Origin of the sequence: Candidatus Nitrospira neomarina, assembly GCF_032051675.1 — a bacterium.
Lineage (GTDB): Bacteria > Nitrospirota > Nitrospiria > Nitrospirales > UBA8639 > Nitrospira_E > Nitrospira_E neomarina.
In genome coordinates, this window is sequence record NZ_CP116968.1 from 4,092,544 (window position 1) to 4,113,496 (window position 20,953).

The 20,953-nt window shown below is 52.1% G+C and carries 18 protein-coding genes; 17 read left to right on the top strand and 1 reads right to left on the bottom strand.

What is annotated here, in order from left to right:
• Window positions 1-56: 56 nt before the first annotated feature.
• The gene (locus PQG83_RS17590; RefSeq protein ID WP_312743888.1) at window positions 57-986 is read left to right on the top strand and encodes an NAD-dependent epimerase/dehydratase family protein; all 930 of its coding nucleotides are present in this window, start codon (window positions 57-59) and stop codon (window positions 984-986) included.
• A 50-nt stretch (window positions 987-1,036) separates the two neighbouring features.
• Here PQG83_RS17590 and PQG83_RS17595 read toward each other — a convergent pair whose 3' ends face one another.
• Window positions 1,037-1,357 carry a rhodanese-like domain-containing protein gene (locus PQG83_RS17595; protein ID WP_312743891.1) on the bottom strand — a complete coding sequence of 107 codons (321 nt, stop codon included), beginning with the start codon at window positions 1,355-1,357 and terminating at the stop codon, window positions 1,037-1,039.
• Between the two features lie 112 nt (window positions 1,358-1,469).
• Between PQG83_RS17595 and asnS the strand changes: the two genes are divergently transcribed.
• The 16 genes from asnS (at window position 1,470) to ftsZ (ending at window position 20,944) form a co-directional block, all read left to right on the top strand.
• On the top strand, window positions 1,470-2,771 hold the full coding sequence (gene asnS / locus PQG83_RS17600; protein WP_312743894.1) for an asparagine--tRNA ligase: 1,302 nt from the start codon (window positions 1,470-1,472) through the stop codon (window positions 2,769-2,771).
• Window positions 2,772-2,957: 186 nt separating this feature from the next.
• Window positions 2,958-3,878, top strand: a complete 921-nt coding sequence (rsmH, locus tag PQG83_RS17605; protein WP_441303064.1) for a 16S rRNA (cytosine(1402)-N(4))-methyltransferase RsmH — start codon at window positions 2,958-2,960, stop codon at window positions 3,876-3,878.
• On the top strand, window positions 3,875-4,222 hold the full coding sequence (locus tag PQG83_RS17610) for an FtsB/FtsL family cell division protein (protein ID WP_312743900.1): 348 nt from the start codon (window positions 3,875-3,877) through the stop codon (window positions 4,220-4,222). The genes rsmH and PQG83_RS17610 overlap by 4 nt, the downstream gene beginning before the upstream one ends.
• Entirely contained in the window at window positions 4,219-5,988 is a 1,770-nt protein-coding gene (locus tag PQG83_RS17615) for a peptidoglycan D,D-transpeptidase FtsI family protein (protein ID WP_312743903.1), read from the top strand. The genes PQG83_RS17610 and PQG83_RS17615 overlap by 4 nt, the downstream gene beginning before the upstream one ends.
• Before the next feature lie 3 nt (window positions 5,989-5,991).
• Window positions 5,992-7,506, top strand: a complete 1,515-nt coding sequence (locus tag PQG83_RS17620) for a UDP-N-acetylmuramoyl-L-alanyl-D-glutamate--2,6-diaminopimelate ligase (RefSeq protein WP_312743906.1) — start codon at window positions 5,992-5,994, stop codon at window positions 7,504-7,506.
• 15 nt (window positions 7,507-7,521) lie between these two features.
• Window positions 7,522-8,937 carry a UDP-N-acetylmuramoyl-tripeptide--D-alanyl-D-alanine ligase gene (locus PQG83_RS17625; protein ID WP_312743909.1) on the top strand — a complete coding sequence of 472 codons (1,416 nt, stop codon included), beginning with the start codon at window positions 7,522-7,524 and terminating at the stop codon, window positions 8,935-8,937.
• 130 nt (window positions 8,938-9,067) lie between these two features.
• Window positions 9,068-10,144, top strand: a complete 1,077-nt coding sequence (gene mraY / locus PQG83_RS17630; RefSeq protein ID WP_312646141.1) for a phospho-N-acetylmuramoyl-pentapeptide-transferase — start codon at window positions 9,068-9,070, stop codon at window positions 10,142-10,144.
• A gap of 13 nt (window positions 10,145-10,157) precedes the next feature.
• Window positions 10,158-11,579, top strand: coding sequence for a UDP-N-acetylmuramoyl-L-alanine--D-glutamate ligase (gene murD / locus PQG83_RS17635; RefSeq protein WP_312743910.1), 1,422 nt, complete (start codon window positions 10,158-10,160; stop codon window positions 11,577-11,579).
• On the top strand, window positions 11,580-12,758 hold the full coding sequence (gene ftsW, locus PQG83_RS17640; protein ID WP_312743911.1) for a putative lipid II flippase FtsW: 1,179 nt from the start codon (window positions 11,580-11,582) through the stop codon (window positions 12,756-12,758).
• A 17-nt stretch (window positions 12,759-12,775) separates the two neighbouring features.
• Window positions 12,776-13,864 (top strand): undecaprenyldiphospho-muramoylpentapeptide beta-N-acetylglucosaminyltransferase, encoded by a 1,089-nt coding sequence (murG, locus tag PQG83_RS17645; RefSeq protein ID WP_312743912.1) that lies wholly within the window; start codon window positions 12,776-12,778, stop codon window positions 13,862-13,864.
• Between the two features lie 312 nt (window positions 13,865-14,176).
• Window positions 14,177-15,556, top strand: coding sequence for a UDP-N-acetylmuramate--L-alanine ligase (gene murC, locus PQG83_RS17650; protein WP_312743913.1), 1,380 nt, complete (start codon window positions 14,177-14,179; stop codon window positions 15,554-15,556).
• 38 nt (window positions 15,557-15,594) lie between these two features.
• The gene (murB, locus tag PQG83_RS17655; protein ID WP_312743914.1) at window positions 15,595-16,518 is read left to right on the top strand and encodes a UDP-N-acetylmuramate dehydrogenase; all 924 of its coding nucleotides are present in this window, start codon (window positions 15,595-15,597) and stop codon (window positions 16,516-16,518) included.
• Between the two features lie 73 nt (window positions 16,519-16,591).
• Window positions 16,592-17,560 (top strand): D-alanine--D-alanine ligase family protein, encoded by a 969-nt coding sequence (locus PQG83_RS17660; protein ID WP_312743917.1) that lies wholly within the window; start codon window positions 16,592-16,594, stop codon window positions 17,558-17,560.
• Window positions 17,557-18,378: a cell division protein FtsQ/DivIB gene (locus tag PQG83_RS17665; RefSeq protein WP_312743919.1), complete on the top strand. Its 822-nt coding sequence runs from the start codon at window positions 17,557-17,559 to the stop codon at window positions 18,376-18,378. The genes PQG83_RS17660 and PQG83_RS17665 overlap by 4 nt, the downstream gene beginning before the upstream one ends.
• A 3-nt stretch (window positions 18,379-18,381) precedes the next feature.
• Window positions 18,382-19,635, top strand: coding sequence for a cell division protein FtsA (gene ftsA / locus PQG83_RS17670; protein WP_312743922.1), 1,254 nt, complete (start codon window positions 18,382-18,384; stop codon window positions 19,633-19,635).
• Window positions 19,636-19,747: 112 nt separating this feature from the next.
• A complete protein-coding gene (gene ftsZ / locus PQG83_RS17675; protein WP_312743925.1) occupies window positions 19,748-20,944 on the top strand; it encodes a cell division protein FtsZ in 1,197 nt (398 codons plus the stop codon).
• Window positions 20,945-20,953 lie beyond the last annotated feature (9 nt).

The following is a 20,953-nucleotide window of genomic DNA, read 5'->3' on the forward strand; positions in this document are numbered from 1 at the left end:
GAAGCACGCCAATTACTAGCCCCTTAACCTAAGCATATAAAAGGAGAATGCCGGGCATGTCTACAAAAATTCTGGTGACCGGGGGAGCTGGATTCATTGGATCACATCTGGTTGACCGGTTAATTCAGGAAGGCAATGAGGTCATTGTTGTTGATAACCTTTCTACAGGGAAGCGAAAGAATGTCAATAAAAAAGCCCAATTTTATAAAATGGATATTCAGAGTAAGCGGATTGAACGGGTATTCCGAAATGAGCGTCCCCTCATTGTCGTTCATCTGGCCGCGCAAATGAGCGTACGCCATTCCACGGATGATCCGGGGTTTGACGCGCAAGTCAATATTTTAGGGACCATCAATGTTTTAGAGCATGCCGTGAAGCAGGGTGTGCGAAAGGTGACATTTGCATCGTCGGGTGGTGTGGTCTATGGGGAACAGGAAATATTTCCGGCCGCAGAATCACACCGGACAGAACCTCTTTCTCCTTATGGAATCAGTAAGCTGGCCGGAGAAAAATATTTAGCCTATTACGCAAATGCGACCGGACTCCGGTATGTGGCGCTTCGTTTTGCAAATGTCTATGGCCCCAGGCAGGACTCTGAGGGGGAGGCAGGGGTCGTGGCTATTTTCTCAAAACAAATGTTGGATGGTGGTCAACCGATTGTCAATGGAACTGGCAAGCAGACTAGAGACTTTATCTATGTGGATGATGCGGTGGAAGCGATCTTGGTGACCTTGGGAGAGGATGTTCGGGGAATTTTTAATGTGGGAACTGGCCAGGAGACGACTATCAACGAATGTTATGGAATTATTAAAAGTTTAACGAAGTGCCAATGCAAAGAGCTATATGGAGCGGCAAAGAAGGGCGAGCAATTCAGGAGTGTGTTGGATGTGACAAAACTCAGAGAGGTATTTGGCTGGGATCCTCAGGTTACTTTGCAGGAAGGGCTTACCCGGACAGTCGATTTTTTTCGTGGAACTGGAAAATAACCCCTCCGTTGCGTGTGGAAGGAGAATGATTTCACCTGGTAGCTTCTCGGTTAATACCTCGGAACGGATTGGTCGATTTCAATGGACCAGGCTTCAATTCCTCCAATCAGATTTTTAACATTCGAGAATCCCTGTTGCAAAAGAAATCCCACGGCATCCGCACTCCGCATGCCTTTATGACAATACGCAACAATCTCAGCGCTCGGGTCCAATTGTTTCAGGGAATGGGGAACCTGGCCAAGAGGAATCAGCACTGATCCCTCTATTTTTGCCATGGAGTATTCGTGGGGTTCTCGGACATCCAACAAGAAAATTTTATCGCCTTTATCCATCCGAGCTTTTAATTCACTGACAGTGATGGTGTAACTCATATTTGAAAGCCTCCTTACGTTCCTGAGGTATCTCTTTATAGACAAATGATCATAGCGGCTGAATTTTCAGGGTGTCAATTTTTTCTTTGCGAGAGCGGGAGGGAGCAGCATCATGCCGGAACAGTCGGTCGTCTCGATTGAACAGATTTCACAGTTTGAAGGGCAGGACATTACCATCAAGGGATGGATCCGCAACCGACGCTCGAGCGGAAAATTAAGCTTTTTAACGGTGCGTGATGGCACAGGAGATCTCCAGGCTATTTTAAGCAAAGGGGAGGTTGGCGACGACCAATTTTCTTTGTGTAGTCAGTTAACCCAGGAGTCTTCTGTGATTCTGACTGGAAAACCTCGAAGGGATGCTCGAGCGCCAGGTGGATTTGAACTTGATGTATCCACATTGGCAGTGATGCACATTGCAGAACCCTTTCCCATCCAACCGAAAGACCATGGAGTTGGTTTCCTGATGGAATATCGGCATCTCTGGTTGCGGTCGCGACGCCAGCACGCCATTTTACGGGTTCGCCATGAAATAATTCGGACGTGTCGGAATTTTTTTGATGATCGAGGTTTTACCTTAATTGATACGCCGATTTTTACCCCAAACGCCTGCGAGGGCACCACGACCTTATTTCAAACTCAATATTTTGACCAGGTAGCCTTTTTAGCTCAAAGCGGTCAATTATATGGAGAAGCGGCTGCAACGGCTTTTGGGAAAATATACTGTTTTGGTCCAACCTTTCGAGCGGAAAAATCAAAAACCAGACGTCATCTGATGGAGTTTTGGATGGTTGAACCGGAAATGGCCTTTGCCGACCTACCGGATGCCATGCAACTGGCAGAGGAATTGGTTTCAACGGTTATTCAGCAAGTCGTAGAAACTCGTCGACCCGAACTGGAAATCTTAGAGCGGGATATTCCAAAATTAGAAGCCATGGCCAAACCCTTTCCGCGAATAACCTATGAAGAGGCCCTGACGCGTCTTCAACAAAAGGGGATCGCTATTCAATTCGGCGATGATTTCGGAGCCGATGACGAAACATCTTTGGCACAAGAATTTGATCGTCCGGTGATTGTTCATCGATATCCGGCTGCTGCCAAAGCATTTTATATGGCGAAAGATCCAGAGAGGCCAGACTTGGCGTTATGTATGGATATGCTCGCGCCGGAGGGATATGGAGAAATTATTGGAGGGGGCCAACGAATCCATGATTTGGATGAATTGCTGACGCAAATTAAAGCTCACGACCTTCCTGAGGAGGCCTTTAAGTGGTACGTGGATTTGCGACGATACGGAACGGTTCCTCATGCTGGTTTTGGTATGGGAATTGAGCGAGTCGTCGCCTGGATTTGTGGATTGGACCATGTTCGAGAAACGATTCCATTCCCCAGGATGCTCTATACGTTGTATCCTTGAAAATATTTTTGGGGAATACTTTGAGGTTCACAAACATTATGGCCATGGCTCCTAAATTTCTTATTCCCTAGCTCCTACCTTCTTGCAACCTTTTCTGAGTGCTTGACATCATAGGCGAGGGTTGTATACTTCCAGGTGTGGGAGAAAGTGGGATGAATTCCACATATATTGCAAAAATGAAACAAGCTGTGCATGAATGATGTTCATATACCGGTACTCGTAGAGGAAATCTGTTTCTGGCTTAATCCGCTTCCTGGTGGAGTTTATGTTGATTGTACTGTGGGAATTGGTGGAACGTCGCTGAAGATACTGGAAAAAACCGGAAAAAATGCTCATATTATTGGTTTGGACCGTGATTATCAGGCCGTTGCTCTTGCGAAGAAGACATTAAGTGAATATGAATCGTCTGTAAAGATACTACATGGGAATTTCTCCCACATTCGAGATTTTGTTCAGGAGTCAGGCTATGAGAAGGTTGACGGGGTTGTGTTTGATTTAGGGGTGTCCTCAATGCAGTTGGACCAGGCAGAGCGTGGATTTAGTTTTTCCCTAAGTGGGCCATTGGATATGCGAATGGATCAAACCCAGAAAGTCACAGCAGCTGATCTGGTGAATCATCTTCCGGAAAAAGAGTTGGCGGATGTCATTTTTACCTACGGTGAAGAACGGTATTCCCGTCGAATTGCCCGTGCAATCGTGCAGGCCAGGGGGGCCGGTCTTATTCAGACCACGCAGACCTTGGTGTCTGTCCTTGAGGGTGCGCTTCCTTATGTCTACAAAAAGGGGCGCTTACATTTTGCGACTAGAACCTTTCAGGCGCTTCGGATACGCGTGAATCGTGAATTGGACTTGCTCGAGCCGGCTATCCGAGATGCCATCGACCTGTTGAAGGATGGCGGAAGGGTGTGTGTTATAGCCTTTCACTCGTTAGAAGATCGTATTGTAAAGCAGACGTTTCGTTCTCTGGCGCAGAGAGAGCATCCAAAAGTTGCATTGCTGGTCAAAAAGCCTGTGATTCCGAGTGTGTTGGAAATACAACAAAATCCTCGTGCCAGAAGCGCTAAGTTACGTGTGGCCGAGCGCCTTCCGGAAGGAGAGACTCTATGAGGAAAAACGTGTTCCTTGGCGTCATGATTCTATTGGGGGTGTGGTGTCTGCTCTATGTTGGGGTCAAGATAGACATGTGGCGACTGGGGTATGCCATTGAAGAGTTAGAAACTCAGCGTGCGGTATTCAAAAAACAGCAAGAACGCTTGCAGGTTCGGCTGTCGCAGTTAACGGATCCGCAACGAGTTGCCCAACGGGCGCAAAATCAATTGGGACTCACCGTGGCTCAGGAAGGACAGATCGTCATGGTCTCGCTGGATACGTTACCCCAGTCTGAATCGGATGGAAATTTTCCTGTTCGTTTGGTCCGTGAATATGGCAATACCGTTGTGAGCCTTCCGTGAAAACGCCATCTCAGGACATTCATCCCGTCTGTCGAATCCGAAGTGGCATTGTCTGCTTGGGCCTCCTTTGCGGGTTTGTCCTTATTGGTTGCCGGCTGTTTTACCTGCAGGTCCTTCAAGCGGACGTTGGAGCTCACCAGGCACAACAGCAACACGAAAAGACCGTGGTCGTTCAGCCTGATCGAGGGGTCATTGTTGATCGACAAGGTCATCCACTGGCTCTCAATGTGGAAGTGTCCTCATTGTATGTGAGGCCGCCGTCCTTGAATGATCCACAACGGGTAGCCCGATCCTTAGCGCCGATCTTACAAATGCCGGTCAAGGAATTACGCGATTTGTTCACACGCAATCAGCCATACGTTTGGGTTAAACGCAATATTCCGGAACCCGTCGTCAAGGAAGTGGAGGCGTTGAATATATCCGGATTGGGATTGACCAAAGAACCGCATCGTTTTTATCCCAAGGGAGAATTGGTCTCCCATCTGGTGGGGTTTGCCGGAATTGATAGCCAGGGCTTAGAAGGGGTGGAACTTCAATATGAGTCCTATCTACGGGGTGAAAAAAACCTGGTGAAATACCAAAGGGACGCTCTGGGCAGAAAGCTTGCCTCACCCCCAAGTCATGATTCTGTACCCTTGTCGACTGGGTATCATCTCACGTTGACCATAGATGAGGTTGTCCAATTCATTGCAGAGGCGGAGTTGGCCCAAGCTTTGAAGCAAAGCGGCGCGAAATCTGGAAGCATTGTGATCATGGATCCCTTGAACGGAGCGATTCTTGCGTGGGCACTGCATCCGACCTTTGACCCTAATCATTTAGGGCAGTTCTCCACTCAGGATTGGCGAAATCGACTGGTGACGGATCCCTATGAGCCGGGGTCAACATTGAAAATTGTGGTGGCAGCGGCGGCGCTTGAAGAGCAGGTGATGTCTCCAGACACGTTAATTTATGGGGGAGACGGAAAGATGTCGGTGGCAGGGACCATTGTTCATGATCCGGCAAAAACCAGTTGGATGACGTTTTCCGAAGCGGTGGCGCAATCGAGTAATGTGGGTGCGATCAAAGTCGCCATGGAATTAGGGCAAAACCGGGTTTTTCGATATTTAAAAGCCTTTGGATTTGGAGAAAAAACTGAAATCGATCTTCCGGGAGAGTCCTCAGGGATACTCCGGGAGCCCAATAAATGGAGTGGTCGAAGCCTTTCTTCCATTGCCATGGGTCAGGAAATCGCCGTCACCCCGATTCAAATGGTCACAGCCATGTCAGTGGTGGCCAATGGTGGTTGGCTGATGACGCCCTACGTCGTCTCTTCGATTCTGGACTCAAGCGGACAGGCCGTCTTGACCAAAGAGCCACAACCCAAACGGCGACCGATTTCACTTGAGACAACCGGCACGTTAACTCGGATTCTCGAACTGGCCGTAGAGGCAGGAACAGGCAAGCGTGCCAGACTTGCCGGATATCGCGCTGCGGGAAAGACAGGGACGGCTCAAAAAATTGACCCGAAAACCGGGTCCTACTCTTCTTCACAAGTGATTGCTTCGTTTGTCGGATTTGCACCAGTCGAGCGCCCCCGTCTGGCCATGTTAGTCGTCATTGATGAACCGACGATTGGGAACTGGGGTGGGGAAATTGCCGCTCCGGTCTTTCGAAAGGTCGCAGAGCGCGTCTTGCCTCATTTAGGAGTGTTGCCAGGTGGATCCGCAGTTATTCGGACGGCTGCGGCCAATTCGCCAATTCCTTCACCGCAGCCCATTGTGCAGTAATCTGTGACGCTTCAAGAGCTTCTTGCCTCACTGGATACGGTGGTACGTGAAGGGAATCTTCAGGCTGAGGTTGTATTCGTGACCGAGGACTCCCGACAAGTGAAGCCTGGTTCAGTATTTGTGGCCATCAAAGGGGAGCACTATGATGGACATCAGTTTGTGAGACTGGCTCAAAAGCACGGGGCAGTTGGTGTGGTGGTGGAGGAGGGATTTGAGATACAAAATCCACCATTAGCAGGAAACTCGTCTGCGCTCATTCGAGTGACAAATTCCCGGAAGGCCTTGGGGTTGTTGGCGGCAAAACTTTCCGGTATGCCCTCTGCCCACTTGCGTATGGTGGGGGTCACGGGGACGAACGGCAAAACCACGGTGACGCATTTAGCCAAATCCCTGCTGGAAGCTCAAGGACATCATGTGGGACTGTTGGGGACCGTAGGCTATGTATTCGGGACAGAGCGCCGTGTGGCGTCACATACCACTCCGGCTCCTGTCGAGCTACAGAACATGTTGAGCGCCATGGTCAATGCCGGAATGGATGTCGCGGTCATGGAGGTCTCTTCCCATGCGTTGGCCTTAGACCGGATAGCCGGCTGTGAATTCGACATCGTCGTGTTTACCAATCTCACGCAAGACCATTTAGATTTTCATCACACGTTGGATGCCTATTTTCAGGCGAAACTCCGTTTATTTACCGAATACGTCGATAGCGGTCAGAAGACCCGCCCCAAACGAGCCCTCATCAATGCGGATGATGAACGGGCATCCCTGATTCTTCAACATTGTTCCATTCCGACCTGGACCTATGGGCTTCATTCCCATGCAGACATCAAAGCGGAATCTGTTCGCCTTTCTATGGTGGGAACGGAATTTCTGGTGAACAGTCCCAAGGGCCCGTTGACAATCAACAGCCAGTTGGTGGGAGAACATAATGTGTCGAATATGCTGGCTGCAATCGGAATTGGCCTGGAAATGGGCATGACGGTTCCAATGATTGAACAAGCCGTGCAGTCAGTGGCCAATGTACCCGGACGGTTTGAACGCATCAATGAAGGCCAACCATTTACGGTCGTCGTGGATTATGCGCATACCGAAGATGCGCTGTATCGATTGCTTCGAGCAGCGCAGGCCATTACAAAAGGAAGAATCATTACCCTATTTGGCTGTGGGGGCGACCGGGATCCAGGAAAACGGCCCAAGATGGGGCAGGTTGCGGCACGACATAGCAATGTGGTGATAGTCACGTCCGATAATCCGCGAACAGAAAATCCCGAAACAATCCTGAATCAAATCGAACAGGGCATTCAATCCCTGCTTCCGGCCGAAAGGTGTCCCTATCGGATCATTACCGATCGCGCCGAAGCCATTCATGCCGCGGTTTCAGAAGCCAGGGACGGAGATTTATTGTTGATTGCGGGGAAGGGGCATGAAGACTACCAAATTCTCGGCACTCAAAAAATTCATTTTGATGATCGTGAAGAAGCCAGGAAGGCCATCCATCGACAGATGGGTTCCCGGTAGCGCTGACGATTCAAGATGGCAGCTTTTGAGATCAACGAAGTGCTCGATGCGACGGAGGGGAGGTTGCTCCTACAGGGACCACAGAAAGGAAGAAAGCTTCGAGTGCAAACGGATTCGCGGGAGCTTAAAGCCGGTGATTTGTTTCTGGCCTTGAAAGGGGAGAAATTCGATGGCCATGAATTTGTGAAAACGGCCTGCAAGCTGGGAGCCCGAGGTGTGGTGGTTGAGGAGGCGCAGGCCCGGGAGATGTTGACGCAAGTACGTCAGGCTGGCCAGGGTCCTGTCATGGTGGTGGCGGTAACCAATACCCTGCGAGCTTACCAGGACTTAGCCAGATTCCATCGATTACGCTTTTCAATTCCGGTGGTGGCCATTACCGGCAGCAATGGAAAAACGACGACAAAGGAAATGGTGTATCAGGTGCTGGCGACCCGCTGGCGCGTCCATAAAACGCAAGGGAATTTTAACAATGCCATAGGGGTACCCAGGACGCTCCTGGGTCTGCACTCCAAACACCAGGCTGCCGTCATTGAAATGGGGGTGGATCAAGTGGGGCAGACGACTCAATTGTGTGACATGACCAGGCCTACGGCAGGGGTGATCACCAATGTCGGTCCCGACCATTTGGAATTTTACGGCACAATGGCCAGGTCGGCCACATCGAAGGCTGAACTATTGGATTGGCTTCCTCGAACTGATGGTGCGGCAATCCTGAATGCAGACGACCGATATTTTGAAATGTTTTCCCGGAAAGCGAAATGCCCGGTGATCTCATTCGGGATGTCGGCTCAGGCGGATGTTCGGGCGGTTGACTTGGAGTGGAACGGACGGAGAACGGAATTTCGCCTGTTCTTACCTCATCGAAAATTGGCCAAACGAGCCAGTGTGCGAATCATGGGCCCGCACAATATTGCCAACGCCCTGGCTGGCGCGTCAGTGGGTTGTGCCATGGGATTGTCGGGCGATGACATCGTTTCAGGATTACAAAAGTTTCGCCCCGCTCCCATGCGGTCGGAGATTCGCAGATGGGGTGGAGTGCTGTATCTCTATGATTGTTATAACGCCAACCCTGCTTCAGTCAAAGCTGCGTTGGAATCGCTTGTTGGACTGAATATGGCCAAAAGGACGATCGCCGTATTGGGTGACATGCTTGAGTTGGGCCCTAAAGAGGCGCAGTTTCATCAGGAAATAGGACGCGATGCGGCCAAGCACCATGTTACGCATTTAATTGCCTGTGGTGCGTTTGGACACAACATGTCCGAAGGTGCTCAAAAAGTACACGGACCCACCCACGTGTCCGTAGTGAAAGATGCCACGGAAGCCGGTGCCTTACTGAAAACCATTGTGAAGCGTGGGGATGCTGTGCTCATTAAGGCTTCCCGTGGAGCAAAAATGGAACGAGTGCTCGACGCCGTTCGCCCCGGGTCCTAGGCGGCATGAATCGGGCTGGGTACCAGGGCCATAAGGAGTCCTCGAGAGTGAAACGTCTAACCGTGATGATGAATGAGCAACAAGATCTGGGCGAGGCTTCTTTCCCTCTACCCGAAGAAAGTACATCCTAATGCTGTATCTCTGGCTTTATCCCCTTCATACCGAATTTGCCATCTTCAATGTCTTTCGGTATCTCAGTTTTCGCATTATTTATGCGGCAGTGACCGCTTTTCTGATTGTGTTTTTCCTGGCCCCTCCCATGATCAAAAAATTGCAGACCTTGAAACTCGGGCAAAAAATACGAACTGATGGCCCGCAATCGCATTTGGGAAAATCCGGTACCCCTACGATGGGAGGATTGCTCATCATCTTTTCGGTCTTGCTCTCAACCGTGTTGTGGGCGGATATCTCCAATTTCTATGTCTGGTTGGTCCTCCTATCGCTTGTGGGTTTCGGGATGATCGGATTTGTGGATGATTACATTAAAATTTTACGTGGCCAATCCAAGGGATTGACGGCTACGCAAAAAATCGTTGGACAGTTAGGAGTGGCGTTGGGCATTGGGCTCTTTTTTTATCTTTCTCCCGGCTATTCCACGGAACTCAGTGTGCCGTTCTTTAAAAACTTTACTCCCGATTTAGGAGTCTTCTACATCCCATTTGCCGTTCTGGTCATTGTGGGGTGTTCCAATGCGGTGAATCTCACTGACGGGCTGGATGGGTTGGCCGTCGGACCGGTCATTATTTCAGCGATGGCCTATTCGGTGGTAGCCTGGGCCGTCGGAAATAAATTGGTCTCCGGGTACCTGCTCGTTCCTCATATTGAAGGAGCCGGGGAATTGGCCATCCTGACGGCCTCCATTGTTGGGGCGGGATTGGGTTTTCTCTGGTTTAACACATATCCCGCGTCGGTCTTCATGGGTGATGTAGGATCCTTACCCCTGGGTGCGGCCTTAGGGACGGTGGCAGTGGTGTGCAAACATGAATTGTTATTGATCCTGGTTGGTGGAGTTTTTGTAATGGAAGCGGTGTCCGTGATTTTTCAAGTGGCATCGTTTAAGTCCAGGGGAAAACGAATTTTCCTTATGGCGCCATTGCATCATCATTTCGAACTGAAGGGCTGGGAAGAGCCCAAAGTGGTAGTGCGGTTATGGATTATTGCGATCATTTTGGGCCTCTTAAGTATTAGCACATTGAAGTTACGCTAAGCAGAGGATCTTTGTGGAACCCTGTGGAGCCATGGAAGCCGTGAATGTCACTCCCGTGTTTCCCATGACGAGTTGGCCAAATAAGCGTGTCACGGTGTTTGGCCTTGGACGAAGCGGCAGGGCAGCTGTCGATCTCCTTCTGGATCTTGGCGCGGTGGTGACGATCGTCGAAGAACATACAAGTCAGGAGGTTGAGTCCACGTCCGCAGAATATCGTCTTCGAGGGGTACGAGTGTTCGGAGGGGATGACGTTGCCGACGGGTTGAGGGATCTCGACCTCCTGGTCGTCAGTCCAGGGGTCTCCAAGGACCATCGTCTTCTCCAGGAGATTGTCCAACGGGGCATTCCGGTTATTGGGGAAATTGAGTTAGCCGGATGGTTTCTTCGGGCTCCCATTATTGCGGTGACCGGAACCAACGGGAAAAGTACCACGGTACGCCTCATTGGATCGATCCTGCAACATTGTGGAAAGCGGGCATTTGTGGGCGGCAATCTGGGCATTCCATTATGTGAGGCGGTGCGTAAACAAACGGACCCGTCTCCTGGGCCTGACTATGAGTATATTGTCGCAGAAGTCTCGAGCTTCCAATTAGAAACGATCCACCTGTTTAAACCCTGGGTTGCCGCATTGTTAAATGTGACGCCGGATCATTTGGATCGACATCCCACTCCAGAAGATTATCGGGCTGCCAAGCAGCGTATCTTTGAAAATCAGACGATTCAGGATTGGGCGCTGATTAATGTGGACGATCCTGTGGTGAGAACCCTGGCAATGTCGGCACGGGCAGGCATCTGTGAATTCAGTCTTACCAAAAAAGTGAATCAGGGGGTGTATCTCGAAGCAGGCGAGATGAGAGCGCGGATGCACGGGAAGGATTTTTTCATCGCTTCACGTGATGCCCTCCCCATGCGCGGAGACCATAACGTGGCAAATGCGATGGCGGCGATGTGTGTCGGATTGCTCTGTGGATGTTCAGCAGAGGATATGGTTCGTGCTCTTCAGGCCACGCCGACCTTTGAACATGCCTTAGAGGTGGTTCGGGAGTGGAAGGGCATCACCTTTGTCAATGATTCGAAAGGCACAAATGTGGATGCCACCCTCAAAGCCCTACAAAGCTTTCATGAACCCGTGGTCTTGATTCTTGGTGGAAAAGACAAAGGCGGTGATTTTTCGCAGTTGGCGGACAGTATCAAACGACAGGTCAAGGGCGTCGTGGTGATCGGAGAAGCGACTCAGAAAATTCTCCAGGCCTTGGATCAGATCAAGCCGGTGACCCTCGCAACCAGCTTAACGGATGCGGTGTCCCAGGCCGTGACTTTCGCGTCCAGTGGGGATGTGGTGTTGTTTTCCCCTGCGTGCGCCAGTTTCGATATGTTTCGGAATTATCATCATCGCGGACTTGAATTTAAGCGGGTTGTCGGAGAACTTCAATAAATGGGTATTCCAGCTATCTTGCGTCGTAAAAACTCCCATGTGGAATCGCGGGCATGGACGGATCTGTTCCCTGGGAATCAGGGCATCGGTTCCAAGCGGATCGATCCTCTGATCGTGGGAATCACACTGGCACTGTCCCTGGGAGGATTGGTCATGGTGTTTAGTGCCAGTGGGGTTATGGCGGAAAATAAATTTACCAATGCCACCTATTACCTCCAACGACAGATCGTGTGGATGCTGCTGGGGTTTGGCGTCCTGGTGGTCGGGTCTCTCATCGACTATCGCCAATGGAAGCAATGGATTCCCGTGGTTGTCGGAGGCTGTATCGTTGGATTACTGCTGGTACTGGCTGTGGGCCCTCAAATCAATGGTGCTCGACGATGGCTCGCACTTGGATTTTTTTCCATTCAACCCACGGAAATGGCCAAGCTGGCTGTTGTGCTGTACCTCGCGGCATTTCTCTCCAATCCCCAACGGCGAGTCACTGATTGGCAACGAGGGTTTCTTCCCCCTGTGGCGATGGTGGGCATCATGTGTGGGCTCATTGTCGTGGAGCCGGATTTAGGAAGTACCGTCGTCATCAGCCTGGTGTTCGTCGGCATGATGTATCTTGCCGGAGCGAGAGTGCGGCACTTGACCTATTTAGGTGGGCCGCTGATTGTGGGTGTGGGTGCTCTCATCTGGATGAGTCCTGAACGATGGGAACGGATGACGACATTTATGAATCCGTTCGCGGACCGACAAGGCGCAGGCTATCAACTTGTCCAGTCCATCCTGGCCTTGGAAAATGGCGGATTATTTGGTGTCGGTCTTGGGCAGGGCAAGCAAAAGCTGATGTTTCTTCCGGAAGGCCATACCGATTTCGTGTTGGCCTTGGTGGGAGAAGAGCTGGGCCTCATTGGAACCTGCGGGTTGTTAGCTCTATTTGCCATTTTGGTGTGTAAAGGATTTCGAGTTGCGGCCCTGGCACCTGATTTATTTGGGCGATATCTCGCTTTGGGCATTACCATGCTCCTGGGTATTCAGGCCCTAATTAATGCAGGCGTCGTGAGTGGGCTGTTGCCGACAAAAGGGTTAACGCTTCCCTTGGTCAGTTACGGAGGGTCGTCGCTGCTGGTCACCATGTTAGCTCTTGGAATTTTGCTGAGTGTGGCTCGACAGGGACGAGCCGGCCCTTAAGTGAAGAGAATAGTCTGATGCGGGTCGTCATTGCTGCGGGTGGGACGGGAGGTCATATGTTTCCGGCTATCGCGTATGCCAAAGAATTTCAACAGCATGACCCTGGGGGGAGCATTGTGTTTGTCGGGACGGGGAAGTCGTTAGAGGGAGAAATTCTGGGGAAAGAAGGGTTTGGGTTTGAACCGATCACGGTTGAAGGTTTTGTGGGTCGAGGGCTGGTTGGCATGGTGCGTTCCCTCATGCTGCTCCCGAAGTCGTTATGGCGTGCGATTCAGATTCTCCGCGGTCATCGAGCCGATCTGGTTATTGGGACGGGCGGGTATTTTAGTCCTCCCGTAGTGGTGGCGGCCTGGTTGTTGAATATTCCTAGAGTCTTGTTGGAACCGAATGCCATGCCGGGATTGGCCAATCGGGTGTTGGGTCCATTTGCCGACAAAGTCTTTCTCGCCTTTGACAGTGCAAAACCTTTCTTTTCCTCATCGAAAGTCAAGGTGATTGGCACACCCATTCGAAAGGCTTTTGCCTTGGAATGTCCTCCGGTTCCTCCGCAGAAGATCTCACATCTGTTGATCTTTGGCGGGAGCCAAGGGGCTCGGGCGATTAATTCGGCCATGTTGAAGGCTGTGGAGATTTCATCGAGGCTGCGGGAGCAGGTGACCATCACCCATCAAACCGGAGCGGACGATTGCGAACGGGTCAAGGCCGGCTATGCCCAATTGGGCGTTCAAGTAGATGTCCGCCCCTTTCTCTTTGATATGCCTCATGAGCTTGCCAAGGCGGATCTCATCGTCTGTCGGGCAGGGGCCAGCACATTGGCTGAGTTATCAGCATATGGAAAAGTCGGAATCCTCATCCCGTTCCCTCAGGCGACACACAATCATCAGGAGATGAATGCCAGGTCCATGGAAGCGGCCGGAGCGGCTCGAGTGCTCTTGCAATCCGACCTCACCGGGCAGCGGCTGGCAGAAGAAATTGAACGATTGATGTTGGATATTCTCCACCTGCAGAAAATGGCAGGACAGAGCTGGATCCTCAGGAAAGTCAACGCCACGGAGCAGATGGTGAATGAATGCCTCTCGCTGGTGGGGCATCCGGTCGCGTCGTGAGACACAGAGAAATATGGCACGGATGAACAAACAATAGAGTCAAAGTGGAAACCATTGTCTGAAGCTATTCAATCTTTAATGAGGAGGGACTCTTACAGGGAATGAAGAGCAAGTCCTGTCAGGGCCACGTCTGGAAGATCCACAATAGTCGTCGTGTCATACGAGAGGCTTATGGTGAAGTCGCCAACCCGGTAGGCCGACTCGGTATTGAGACGATCCCTCCAGATCTACAGGCCATGCGTTCCCAGCAGTGGACGCATCAACTGACCGTCTTCGGTAATCCTCCCTTCAACCCTGGAAGTCTAAAACATTATGTTTCGAAAAATTCAGCACATTCATTTGGTCGGTATTGGAGGAAGCGGGATGAGTGGCATCGCAGAGGTGCTCCTCACGTTAGGGTATAAAGTGACCGGCTCCGATGTAGGGGTGTCTGACACGATCCGCCGGTTAGAGGAATTAGGGGGCACCGTGTTTATCGGGCATCAGGAATCGAATGTGGAAGGGGCGCAAGTGGTGGTGGTGTCCTCAGCCATTGCCGGGTCAAATCCGGAAATTCGTGCGGCCCGCGCCAAGGTGATCCCGGTCATTCCGCGCGCGGAAATGCTGGCAGAGCTGATGCGATTGAAGTACGGCATTGCCATTGCCGGCGCTCATGGAAAAACCACCACGACGTCGATGGTCGCATCGATTCTTGCGCAAGCCGGCCTCGATCCCACATTCGTGATTGGAGGCAAGGTGAATGCCATGGGGACCCATGCGCGTTTGGGCCGGAGTGATCTGCTGATTGCGGAAGCCGATGAGAGTGACGGGTCGTTTTTGCGGTTGTCACCCTCCATCGTGGTCGTGACGAATATCGACCGTGAGCACCTCGATCATTATGGAAGCATGGAAGGTCTTCAGGAGGCATTTTTAGAATTTATCAATAAGATTCCATTCTACGGCGTGGCGATTGTGTGTGCCGATGATCCCTGGATTCGCAAGCTCCTGCCTCGGGTGGTGAAGCGATATCATACGTACGGCATGAGTGATTTTTCGGGTGTGCTGACCTCTGATTTGTTTGCGACGGACATTGAAACCAAAGCGATGGGTGTGGAATTTCGGGCGCATTACCGGGATCAAAAGCTCGGGCCCTTCCGCATTCGTATCCCGGGTGTGCATAACGTGGCCAATGCGTTAGCGGCCATCGGGGTGGCATTGGAATTGGATGTGCCCGTGGATTTGATCAGAGCAGGGCTGGCGGCTTTTGCCGGAGTCGAGCGGCGGTTCCAGATTCGTGGAGAAAAAAACGGCATTGTGGTCGTGGACGACTATGGGCACCATCCGACCGAGATTCGTGCCACTTTGGCGGCTGCGCGAGCCGCGTGGCAGCGCCCGTTGATCGTGGTGTTTCAGCCGCATCGGTTTTCAAGAACCAGGGATCTTGCCGACGAGTTTGCCAAGGCGTTCGAACAGGCGGATCGCGTGTATGTCATGGATATCTATCCCGCCGGTGAGGCGCCGATCCCCGGGATCACCGGACAGATGATGGCCGACACCATTCGGGGGTCTGGTCATCCCTCTGTCCAATGGCTCACTCGTGACTCCGGTTTGATCGCCAAATTGCGTGAGGAGCTTCGTGAGGGCGATGTCCTATTGACCCTTGGGGCGGGGGATGTCTGGAAAGTCGGAACGGAATTGTTGGAATCGTTGTAACCGAATGTGGTGAGTCATGGAAGTCGAGGATTGTACAGGTGAAGACCGGCCGGCCGACACTGACAGCGAAACGGCTTCAACGAGCCGTGCAGCATGTGAAAGGAGAAGTCCACTGGAACGAATCCCTGGCGCCTCTTCTGTCGTTGCAGGTGGGAGGCCCTGCGGATGTCCTGATTTTTCCACTGGATGTGGAAGACGTCATTCGCGTGCTGGTAGGGGCCCGAACAGAAGGGATTCCCTTCGTGGTGTTAGGCGGGACCAATGTGGTCGTTCGCGATAAAGGAATTCGAGGCATTGTCATGCAATTGAAACACTTAACCGGGATACATGAGGAAACCGGTCACGTGGTATATGCCCAGGCGGGCGTGCGGTTGCCCAGATTGATGCAATTTGCGGTGGGGCATCATCTGTCCGGAATGGAGTGGGCGGCGGGAATTCCGGGAACCGTCGGTGGAGGGGTGGTGATGAATGCCGGTACGCGATTGGGAGAAATGCAGGAGGTCTTGCATGCCGTCGATTTGGTGAATCTTCGTGGACATCGCGTACGAGTGGAAGCTTCCAACATGTCATTTGCTTACCGGAAGGCGACGCTCCCCAAAGGCGTCGTCGTTGGCGCGTGGGTCCAGTTGGCTCTCTCGAATAAAGCGCAGGTGGAGGCGAAAACCAAAACCTATCTGCAGTACCGTCGGGAGACCCAACCGTTAACCCTTCCGAATGCCGGGTCCGTGTTTAAAAATCCGCCGGGAGATTCTGCCGGACGGTTAGTTGAAGCAGCAGGATTAAAGGGTGTGCGGATTGGTGATGCGGAAGTCTCGACCAAACATGCCAACTTTATTGTGAATAGAGGAGCGGCCACCGCCGACCAGGTCTTGGCTTTGATTCGAAAAGTCCGGCAAACCGTGGCGAAAAAGTTTGGGGTCCGTCTTCAGCTTGAATGGAAAATTATTGGAGAATCGGAGTGATACCGGGTTTGATGGTGGTGACGAAGAGATGCGGTCAGAGTGAAAGGCTTATCATAAGGTGATGACACAGAGAATGATGACACAAAAATCTTTGCGAATCGGTGTGCTAATGGGCGGATCCTCAGCTGAAAGAGAGATTTCGCTCAAGACGGGGCGTTCAATCTGTGATGCGTTGAAACGACGTGGATATACGGTCATTCCCATTGAAGTCGATGCCACATTGTCGCATCAGATCCGGGCAAAAAAAATTTCGGTGGCCTTTCTCGCCTTGCATGGGCCCGGAGGGGAAGACGGCACGGTTCAGGGGATGTTGGAAGTCATGAAGATGCCGTACACGGGATCGGGCGTGACGGCGAGTGCCGTCTGCATGAACAAGGGATTGACGCGCGTGGTCCTTCAGGCTGCCAAGGTACCCGTCCCGCCAGGTATGACCGTATCCGGCAAAATGATCCCGGTTCGTCCACCTCCCAGCTTAGGCTTGCCTGTGGTGGTGAAGCCTTGTGCGGAGGGGTCTACGTTTGGTGTCTCGATCGTGCGCAAGCCATCTCAATGGACGGAGGCCTTAAAAGAAGCTTATCGATATGGGGAGCAGGCAGTGGTGGAAAAATATATTCCCGGCCGGGAAATAGCGGTGGGGGTTTTTGGCAACAAGGTCTTACCAGGCGTAGAAATCATCGTTCCCGGGGGCTTCTACGATTTCACGGCCAAATATGGAAAGGCGGCAACTCGTTATGAGTGTCCGGCTTCACTTTCTTCAAAACTGGAAACCGCTCTCCGTGATTACAGCCTTCGTGCCTATCAGGCGTTAGGGTGTCGGGGTGCCGCGCGAGTCGATTTTCGCATTCATACCAACGGACGTCCGTATATTCTTGAATTGAACACCATTCCCGGCATGACTGAACGGAGTTTGCTTCCCATGGCAGCGGCACAGATCGGGTGGGACTATGATGATCTGGTTGAACGGATTTTGCGTGAGGCTCTACCGAAAAGGATGGTACCGTCCTTCGGGAAAATAAGGAGCACCAGGAGTTCTGCGTCATGATATCGGAAGAATCCCTTAACACGAAACGGCCTCGAAAAAACCGGCCCCTTAAAAAAACCGGAGGACCGGGGAAAGCGAAGTCGTCATCGACAGCCTTGCGGGTCCGGCGTGTCGTGATTGGAGGTGCCCTGGCCTGTCTTATTGTGGTGGTGGTAGTGGGAGGACGTCAGGTGATGCGGTGGGCGGATGAGTGGACGGAAATCCAACAGATCACGGTTGTGGGTTTGGATCGAGTCACACGCGATGAAATTCTGACGAAGCTGGACTTGGCGCCACAGACCAGTTTGTTCTCTGTGGATTCAGAGCTGCTTGCGACCCGCTTGGAATCGCATCCGTGGATTGGGTCGGTCGACTTTGAGCGCGTGTTGCCCCATTCACTGGTGATCCAGGTGACTGAGCGTCAGCCTGCAGCGGTGTTTGCATCACCAACAGAACCCTATTATCTGGATGCAGAAGGGTATCTGTTGCCGAAAGGGAAGGTTCAGACAGGGACGACATTGCCCATTGTTGATGGGGTGACCTCCACATTTATGACACAGCACCAAGCCGAAGGCCATCGACGCGCCAAGCAGGGTATTTACATTGCTGAGTTGCTGTCCCGGCAGTTTTCGGGCAGACCACGGATTGATGTGTCGCAACCTCATACAACGATCGTGGATCTTCCCAATGTCCGGTTTCAATTCGGGCGTGAGGTGGAAGATCAGTGGCAACGATTTTTGGTGTTGTATCCCACCGTGAAGGATAAAATTGAAGGTCGGTCGCAAGAAGTGGATTTGCGATTTGCTCAAAAAGTCATTTTTCGCAAGAGGACACTATAGGACATGACCAAAAAAGAACACATTGTCGTGGGACTGGACATCGGGACAACAAAAATTTGTGCGGTGGTGGGAGAAATCCAGGATGATCGCTCCATTCATGTGATCGGAGTGGGCTCACATCGTTCGAACGGATTGAGAAAAGGCATGGTCGTCAACATGGACAGTACCGTGGAGTCCATCAAGCGGGCCGTGGAGGAAGCAGAATTGATGTCGGCGGTCCAAATCAATTCGGTGTATACGGGGATTGCGGGAAGCCATATCGGAAGTGAAAGTGCCCAAGGCGTGGTGGCCTTAAAAAAACGGGAAGTGACCAAGGCGGATGTCCGTCGGGCTGTCGATACCGCGCGAGCCTGCGCCGTGCCGGCTCCAGACCGCCAAATTCTCCATGTGCTTCCCCGGGAATTTATTGTGGATGATCAGGAAGGGATTCGCGATCCATTAGGCATTGCGGGATCACGGTTGGAAGTCGACGTGCATATTGTGACCGGAGCGGTCACCTCGGCACAAAACCTGATCCGGTGTGTCAGCCGGGCGGGATTGGATGTCGTCGATATTGTTTTGCAACCGTTAGCCTCCAGCGCGGCCGTGCTGACCCATGAGGAAAAAGACCTGGGGGTCGTGATGGTGGATATCGGGGGAGGAACCACTGATATCGCGATTTTTGTCGAGGGATGTATCCGGCACTCGGCGGTTCTTCCTATCGGAGGGAGCCATCTCACCGGGGATCTGGCAATGGGATTGAAAACCGCGCCGGAGGAGGCGGAAAAAATTAAATTGAAATATGGGGTGGCCAGTAGTCTCTTTGTGAATGAGGACGAATGCATTGAAGTGCCGAGTGTGGGAGGGCGGCCGCCCCGGGTGATGCCTCGAGCCTTGGTCGCGCAAATTTTATCTCCACGGGTGGAAGAAATGTTCGAGCTCGTGCTTCGTGAAATCCGTCGAGCCGGGTATGACGGGATGCTGGTGGCTGGAGGCGTATTGACGGGCGGAACCTCCCTACTTCCGGGCATGGCCGAAGTGGCGGAACACGTGCTTAATCTGTCGGTGCGGTTAGGGAAGCCAATCGGAGTGGAAGGTTTACGGGAAATAGTCAGTAATCCAAGCTACTCGACGGCTGTCGGGCTTATCGTCCATTCGGTGAGTCACGAAAATGAGTTTGAACTGGTGGGCCCGGGAGCCGGCAAAGGCAAAAAATCCGGGCGTTGGGCCGGTGGTCTCGTCGGGAAAATGAAGGGATGGATCATGAACTTTTTTTAAATCATGACAAGAAAGGAGGATCATGGATCCGTGCCTGCTTCGCGAGCCAAGGTGAGTCATCAATCAAATGTCCCCACGGGTGACCAGGGGAGTGGTAGAAAGGAGGAGTCGTATGTTTTCACTGTCTGATGAGGAGCAATCGGTTATTAACATCAAAGTGGTCGGTGTCGGAGGTGCGGGGTGCAACGCGGTGAATACGATGATTGAAGCCGGCCTCAGCCGGGTAGAATTTGTCGTGGCCAATACCGATTTGCAGGCCCTGGGCCGCTCCCTTGCGTCGTACAAAATCCAATTGGGTCCGGAGCGGACGCGGGGCCTGGGGGCAGGAGCCAAGCCGGAGGTGGGGAAAGAATCGGCAATGGAAAGTGAACACCAAATCCGTGAGGCCCTGGAAGGGGCGGATATGGTCTTTGTCACGGCAGGTATGGGTGGAGGAACGGGCACGGGCGGTGCTCCCGTTGCCGCAAAGATTGCCAAAGAGTTGGGCATTCTCACGGTGGGGGTGGTGACCAAACCCTTCCAATATGAAGGAAACCGGCGGACCAGCTTTGCCGAAGAAGGAATCCGTGAATTAAAAAAATACGTGGATTCCCTCTTGATCATTCCCAACCAGAAACTCCTGGGAATGGTCGATAAAAGTACGCCGCTTGTGGAGGCATTTAAGATTGCGGATGATGTGCTGCGTCAGGCCATTCAAGGTATTTCTGATGTCATTACCACTCCGGGATTGGTCAATGTGGATTTTGCCGATGTGCGAACCGTCATGGGCTATTCCGGGCGTGCGGTGATGGGCATGGGTACGGGTCGAGGTCCGACGCGAGCCAGCGATGCCGCCAGACTAGCCATTGCCAGCCCCTTGCTGGAAGATGGAAGTGTGGAAGGGGCAAGAGGGTTGTTGTTGAATATTACGGGGGGGCCCAATCTCACGTTACATGAAGTCAACGAAGCGTCCAATATTGCGCGGGAAGCGGCAGATCCTCAAGCCAATATCATCGTGGGGCAGGTCATTAATCCCGAGCTAGGGGATGAATTGACCGTGACAGTCATTGCCACAGGATTCGAACAGACCGAGTCGGTCATGCGGTTTTCCAATGCGCATCAACCGACCCTTGTGGTGGAGCCTGTCAAAAAACCTGCCTTGGTGGCGGTGCCTGCGGAAAATGGGGCTAGCAACGGTTCTGAGGATCTCGACCGGCCCACCTATATGCGACGACAGGCGACTGCCAGGCCGGCTCCTGAAAAGACCAGCCTGTTGGTGGATGATGATTGGGATGTGCCGACTTTTTTACGGAGGAAAGCGGAGAATTAATCCCATGAA